This is a genomic window from Flavobacteriales bacterium (assembly GCA_013001705.1).
Lineage (GTDB): Bacteria > Bacteroidota > Bacteroidia > Flavobacteriales_D > JABDKJ01 > JABDLZ01.
Genome location: JABDLZ010000146.1, coordinates 1 through 6,582, shown reverse-complemented (window position 1 = coordinate 6,582; position 6,582 = coordinate 1). Strand labels below are relative to the sequence as shown.

Genomic DNA, 6,582 nt, shown 5'->3' with positions numbered 1-6,582 from the left:
TCGGTCAGGGTGATGCGACCTCCTAGTCGCTCGATATAGCCCTCCTCGAGCGCATATCCAGGTCTGGGATACACGGCTAACTCATGCTCGGTGATCAGGGCTTTATACTCCTTCCAGCCTTCAATGCCTATCAGATTATCACTGCCCATGACCAGAAAGAACTCCTCCTTTGTATGCTTTGCCGTCATCTCACGCATAGTGTCGATGGTGTATGATGGTCTAGGAAGGTCGAATTCGAAGGTACAAGGCATAATTCGTGAATGTCCGTCCAAGGCCCGCTTGACCAGGCTCAGTCTCTTAGATTCATCCAGTAGGTCATCCTGTTGTTTGAACGGGTTCTGTGGGGATATCACCAGCCAGACCTCATCAGCATCCATTTCTTGGAGCATGAATTCGGCAATGACCGTATGCCCTATGTGCGGGGGGTTGAAACTACCGAAGTAAAGCCCAACTCTCATCGGGAGATGAAGTCTTTGATGATCGATTCCGCCTCTTCACAGGCCTTGAAGAGGTCATCATTGACCACGATGACATCGAATTCCTCCGCTCGAGAAAGCTCCTGAGCCGCTTTATCCAGCCTCAGCTTCATGGTCTCCTCACTTTCTGACCTTCTGGCCCTGAGGCGGTCTTCCAGTGACTGGATATTCGGAGGTTGAATGAAGATGGCCAGAGCCTTGTCTCCGAAATACCTCTTCAGGTTCAGTCCTCCGACCACATCCACATCGAAGATGACATGGTGCCCTTCTTTCCATATGCGCTGGATCTCCGAGGCGAGGGTTCCGTAATACTGTTCAGGATACACCTCCTCCCATTCGATGAATTCGCCAGAATCCACCTTCATCCTGAACTGTTCTACCGACAGGAAATGGTAGTCCTTACCGTTCAGTTCTTCCAGTCTTGCCTTGCGAGATGTAGCGCTCACACTGAATTCCAGTCCCAGATCCTGATCGAGCAGGTAACGGACAATAGTGGTCTTTCCAGCTCCGGATGGAGCGGAGACGATGATGCATCTTCCTTTTTCCGTATGTCCGTTCTCAGAGGACATTGAGTGTTTGTTCCTTGATCTTCTCCAGGTCATCCTTCATCCGGACCACCAGTTTCTGCATATCCGAATCATAGGATTTTGCTCCGAGGGTATTGATCTCACGACCGATCTCTTGAGCGATGAAGCCTAATTTCTTTCCCTTGGATCCTTCTAGATCCAGGGTCTCTATGAAGTACTCGCAGTGCTTTTGCAGGCGGGTCATCTCTTCCGATACATCGTATTTCTCCAAGTAATAGATGATCTCTTGTTCAAATCGCGATGGATCGTAATCATTGCCCTCCATCTGCTGCTCCATGTTCTTCTGAATACGCTCCCTGATGCGGTCTATGCGTATATCGATATGCGGGGATATCTGTTCTTGAAGGTCTGAAATACTGTGGATATGCGAACGCAGGTCCTTGTCCAGAGATGCTCCTTCACTCTGTCTGAACTCAATCAGCCTGGAGACCGCTTCTTCTGCAGTATGCATGATCGCTTCTTTGAGCTCCTCTCCTAGCTCTCCTTTCTCAGTCTGAAGTACATCTGGCATCTTCATCACCAAGGCAAGAATGTCCGTAGAACCAGGCTTCAGTTCCAATTCTGAGGAAAGGTGTTCCAGTTGTTGATGATACTCCTTGGCCAGGTTCTCATTGATGGATGCTTTCTTATCCATACCGCCTTCTAAGCTAGCGCTGAGCTCGACCTTGCCTCGTACCAGTCGTTCGGTGAGAAGGGACCGCATGGGCATCTCGAGTTCCTTCAGGATCTGCGGCAGTTTGAGATTCATATCGAGCTGCTTGCTGTTGAGCGCTCGTATCTCTATGACCACTTTTTCATTGGAAGTAGATGTTTCGGCCTTGCCGAAACCCGTCATAGAGCTCGTCTTCATAGTCTGAGTTTGGACAAAGTTAAACCCCGCGTTGGAAGATCACCGGTCGGTGACCTCTTCATCCTCGGTATCGAAGAATCGGAATTCAGTAAGCGTGTAGGATCCTACCGCCCGTACATTGAGATCGACCCCGTACTTCTTGCTCCAATCCTTCTGGATGTTCTTCTTCTTCCAGAAGGTTCCATGGTTCTTGGTCAGATAGCTCTCGATATATGGATGTACACATAGTGCCAATTCCTTGCCTTTGCACTTGGGTGCTATGGCCTCGAGCATGTTCTCGATATCGTCAGTCAACAGGATACTCGCTTCGATCTCTCCTGAACCATTACAGGTAGGACATTTCTCCGATGTTTTGATATCCGTTTCTGGACGGACTCGCTGACGGGTGATCTCCACCAGTCCGAATCTACTCGGGGCCAGCACATTGCTCTTGGCCTTATCCTGTTTGAGGAGTCTTTTAAGCTCTTCATGGAGTGCTTTGCGGTTCTCCCGCTTCTGCATATCGATGAAGTCGATCACGATGATGCCGCCCATGTCCCTCAATTTGAGGATACGAGCGATCTCCTTGGCGCATTCCATATTGGTCTCCAAGGCGTTCTGTTCCTGATTCTTCTCGCTAGGCTTGCGATTTCCGCTATTCACATCGATAACGTGCATCGCTTCTGTATGCTCAACGATGAGATAGCCCCCGCTTTTGAGATTCACTTGTCGCCCAAAGGCTGATTTGATCTGTCGGTAGATGCCGAATCGATCGAAGATGTCCACCTTGCCGGAGTAATGCTTGACGATCTTCTCTTTATCCGGCTCGATCTCCGCTAGGAAGGATTTGATACCAATGGCCAGTTCCTCGTCATTGACGTGTATGCTGGTGAATTCATGGCTCAAGATATCCCTGAGAAGTGCAGAGGTCTTGTTGAGTTCTCCCAAGATCATCTTGGGCGGGCTGCTCCGCTGGAGGTTCTTGTGCATGGTCTTCCAGCGATCGATCAGGCCGCGGAGATCGGAATCCAGATCGGCCACTTTCTTACCAACCGCCACCGTGCGTATGATCACACCGAATCCGGGAGGTAAGATACTCTTCATCAATCGGGTGAGACGGTTCCTCTCATCACGACTCTTCACGCGGGATGAGATGGATATCTTCTTGGAGAATGGGACCAGAACGATGTATCTACCTGCCAAGGTCAGCTCAGTAGTGAGTCGGGGTCCTTTGGTGGAGATGGGCTCTTTGGCTATCTGGACCAGGATGTTCTGTCCGCTGGATACGCGTTCATTGATCTTACCCCCCTTGTTGATATCCGGCTCCATCTTGAAGCCGTCCAACATGGGTTTGGACTGTCGTCCACTCATGGTCCCTTTGACGTACTTGGTCTGACTGCTGAATTGTGGGCCGAGGTCGAGATAATGCAAGAATGCATCCTTCTCGTGTCCTACGTTCACGAAACAAGCATTGAGACTGGGCACGACATTGCGCACCCTACCGAGGTAAATGTCTCCTACAGAGTAGCTACTATCACTCTTCTGCTTATGCAGTTCTACGAGGACCTTGTCCTCCATGACTGCGATATCAACTTCCCCATTACGGGCGTTGATCACCAACTCTATGTTCACTTTACCCTAAGGTATTAGCGTCATGTGTCCACGATGGAATCCATCGTAGAGCTTTCATGTCCAATGACATGAACGGGTGATCCTGCGATCAGGACGTTGTCCGGGTATGGACGTGGTCGTTCAGGAAGAAACAGTGGGGCAAAAGGAATCGCCCGATCGCATCAGGATCGAACGAGAATCACTTCTTCTTCTTGTGTCTATTCTTTCTCAGGCGCTTCTTGCGCTTATGAGTAGACATCTTATGTCTTTTTCTCTTCTTACCGTTCGGCATGACGTACTGTTTTTAACTTTTCACTCTAATTCCGCAATTCGTTTTCTCACTTCTTCCATGAGTTGCGGTTCACTTTCCGATTCTAAGAATCGGTTATAGTTCTCTTTTGCTTTGACCACGTCACCTTCTTGCTCATAAGCGTGACCTAAAAAAATGAATGCATCCGGGTACTTTCCTTCGGAGTCATGTTCTAGCATCTGCTCGAATCGCAGAATGGCATTTTCGAACTGGCCGGTCTCTATAGAGAATCGACCGAGATTCCATGCTGCATCTATATTGGAGGGGTCCTCATCCAGGATTTCCCTCAGGCGCAATATGCCTTGCATGGGTTGATCTCCTTGTACCATGAGCAATGCTTCCTGAACTTCACTATCCACCGATTGCTCTGGTGATTCACTGTCTCCGCTTACTGTCTTCGGAGTACGTGGTGCCAACAATAAAAGAACGAATAGTAGAATGGCAAAGGCCGATGCAGCGATCTTGACTGTTTGCTGCTTCAAAAGATCAGCCTACTTTGACATTCGACTTGACCTTCTCAACGAAGGTCTTGGCCGGCTTGAAGGCCGGTATGTTGTGAGCTGGGATGACGATGGTCGTATTCTTGCTGATATTACGCCCGGTCTTCTCGGCTCTTCTTTTCACTATAAAACTCCCAAAACCCCTCAGGTAAACATTTTCACCCTTGGCCAGGGATTCTTTCACTTCATTCATAAAAGCTTCAACAACCGCTTGAATCTCGACCTTCTCGAGTCCGGTCTTCTCTGCAATGTCACTTACTATCTCTGCTTTAGTCATCGAAATCGAATATTTTCAACCTTATTTTTCTGGCTCATCCCGTTTTGGGCCTGCAAAGATAGGGTTCCTTAGTTTATGATGAAAGCTTTTCAACAAAAAGAGAATCAATCAGTTGAAATCTGAAAAAACCACTCTGCCACCCTTCGCCATCATCGCCCATTCACTGATGGAGTGGTACGGTGTACATCAACGTAAGATGCCTTGGAGGGGTGTCAGCGATCCATACAGGATATGGCTTTCAGAAGTCATCCTCCAGCAGACCCGGGTGGCACAGGGCACTCCCTATTATCTCCGATTCTTGGAGCGATTTCCTAACGTGATCGAGCTGGCAGATGCTCCAGAAGATGCGGTTCTCAAGACTTGGGAGGGCTTGGGCTACTACTCAAGAGCTCGCAACCTCCACCGAGCGGCACAGATGGTGCGTGATGATGGGCAAGGCAGGTTTCCTACATCCTATTCAGACCTATTGAATCTGCCTGGTGTGGGTCCGTACACAGCTGCTGCGATCGCCTCCATATGCTATGATGAACCCGTGGTCGTAGTGGACGGAAATGTGAGTCGCGTGGTGTCGAGACTATTCGGTTTGAGGGATGTGGTCAATAGCACTGCTGGAGAACGAAAAGTCCGCACCTATGCCCAACTCCTGCTCGAAGAGGTGGATGATCCGGGTGGATTCAATCAGGCCATCATGGAGTTCGGTGCGCTACACTGCGTGCCGCAAAATCCGAACTGCCTTTCCTGTCCACTAGTGGATCGATGTGAAGCTTTCCGCACTGGCAAGGTGGCCGAACTCCCGGTGAAGAAAAAGGCCAAGCGTCCTGAGAATCGCTACATGGTCTATCATGTGGTCTTGGATAATGGATTTACCTATCTCCGCAAGCGCCCTACCGGGGACGTTTGGGCGGGCCTCTACGAGTTCATCCTACAGGAAGGGCAGGAAGCGTACGAAGAAGCGGGCAAAATGAGCGACCCTGTGAGGGTCGTGGATATGCGTCACCTCTTGAGTCATCGGGTGATCCATGCTCGCTTCTTGATCTATCAAGGCGCTCTGCAGGTCAACGATCCGGATGCAATGCGGATTCCTTGGAGCGACCTTCCTAATCATGCATTGTCCAGGCTCACCACTCGATTTCTGGAAAATTCGCTCAACATCACGGACCTGCCTGCTGGAGGAAGCCCTATCTTTACGTAGACTTTCGAAAGAATTATAATGGCAGGAATCAACAAGGTGATATTGGTAGGAAATCTGGGCAAGGATCCAGAAGTCAGGCATTTGGAGAATGGAGCTGTAGTGGCCAATTTCCCAATTGCCACCTCAGAAGTATATACCGACAAGAATGGGCAGCGTGTCACTCAGACCGAATGGCACAATGTGGTGCTATGGCGCAGAAATGCCGAGGTCGCTGAAAAGTATCTCAGTAAAGGTAGGCAAGTCTATATCGAAGGAAAATTGCGCACTCGGAACTGGACGGACAGGGAGGGCAATACCCGGTACACCACCGAGGTTGTGGGTGATGTCTTGCAATTGCTCGGCTCTCGTCCCGATGACAATACCGGTCAACGTTCAGATGCTGCGCAGGGTCAAGGAGCTCAAGATGCCAATACAGGCTCTGCCCCTAAAGAACCGGCTCTTGCTCCAGGTACGCCAGAGGATGATCTTCCTTTTTGAACAACCTCCTTCCGAGTGACTTTCGAACCATCGACTCGAACACATGAAGCCCTTTGACAAGCCAGAAGGGGCAACGGCCCTTGGGCTCTTCAGGGCCGTATTTGGATTTTTCATGACGCTCGAGTGCTTGTATTTTATGCGAATCGACTTCGTGAAGAATGCCCTTGTTCTTCCTAAGGTCCAGTTCAGTTATCCATTCTTGGAATGGCTGAAACCACTTCCCGAACCCGCTCTCGATCTACTTGTATTCGCACTGCTGTGCGGCTCAATTCTGATAATGGTCGGGAAGTGGACCCGCCCCGCCTCTATCTTTTTCTCCATCG

The 6,582-nt window shown here is 49.8% G+C and carries 9 protein-coding genes; 3 read left to right on the top strand and 6 right to left on the bottom strand.

Features of this window, described 5'->3' with window-relative positions; all coding sequences use genetic code 11:
- The 6 genes from nadD to HKN79_06065 form a co-directional block, all read right to left on the bottom strand.
- Positions 1-458, bottom strand: a 458-nt coding sequence (nadD, locus tag HKN79_06090; GenBank protein NNC83128.1) for a nicotinate (nicotinamide) nucleotide adenylyltransferase, incomplete at its 3' end; no start/stop codon positions are given.
- Positions 455-1,045 carry a guanylate kinase gene (gene gmk, locus HKN79_06085; GenBank protein ID NNC83127.1) on the bottom strand — a complete coding sequence of 197 codons (591 nt, stop codon included), beginning with the start codon at positions 1,043-1,045 and terminating at the stop codon, positions 455-457. The genes nadD and gmk, both read right to left, overlap by 4 nt.
- Entirely contained in the window at positions 1,035-1,913 is an 879-nt protein-coding gene (locus tag HKN79_06080) for a YicC family protein (GenBank protein NNC83126.1), read from the bottom strand. Before HKN79_06080 ends, gmk begins: the two co-directional genes overlap by 11 nt.
- Before the next feature lie 39 nt (positions 1,914-1,952).
- A complete protein-coding gene (locus HKN79_06075) occupies positions 1,953-3,524 on the bottom strand; it encodes an Rne/Rng family ribonuclease (GenBank protein NNC83125.1) in 1,572 nt (523 codons plus the stop codon).
- Between the two features lie 291 nt (positions 3,525-3,815).
- Positions 3,816-4,295 carry a tetratricopeptide repeat protein gene (locus HKN79_06070; protein ID NNC83124.1) on the bottom strand — a complete coding sequence of 160 codons (480 nt, stop codon included), beginning with the start codon at positions 4,293-4,295 and terminating at the stop codon, positions 3,816-3,818.
- A gap of 4 nt (positions 4,296-4,299) precedes the next feature.
- Positions 4,300-4,590 (bottom strand): integration host factor subunit beta, encoded by a 291-nt coding sequence (locus tag HKN79_06065; GenBank protein ID NNC83123.1) that lies wholly within the window; start codon positions 4,588-4,590, stop codon positions 4,300-4,302.
- Positions 4,591-4,702: 112 nt separating this feature from the next.
- Here HKN79_06065 and mutY point away from each other — a divergent pair, with 112 nt between their 5' ends.
- The 3 genes from mutY to HKN79_06050 all read left to right on the top strand — a co-directional run.
- Positions 4,703-5,782, top strand: coding sequence for an A/G-specific adenine glycosylase (gene mutY, locus HKN79_06060; GenBank protein NNC83122.1), 1,080 nt, complete (start codon positions 4,703-4,705; stop codon positions 5,780-5,782).
- A 12-nt stretch (positions 5,783-5,794) separates the two neighbouring features.
- Positions 5,795-6,259: a single-stranded DNA-binding protein gene (ssb, locus tag HKN79_06055; protein ID NNC83121.1), complete on the top strand. Its 465-nt coding sequence runs from the start codon at positions 5,795-5,797 to the stop codon at positions 6,257-6,259.
- A 43-nt stretch (positions 6,260-6,302) separates the two neighbouring features.
- Positions 6,303-6,582: HTTM domain-containing protein (locus tag HKN79_06050; protein ID NNC83120.1), on the top strand; the 280-nt coding region annotated here is incomplete at its 3' end.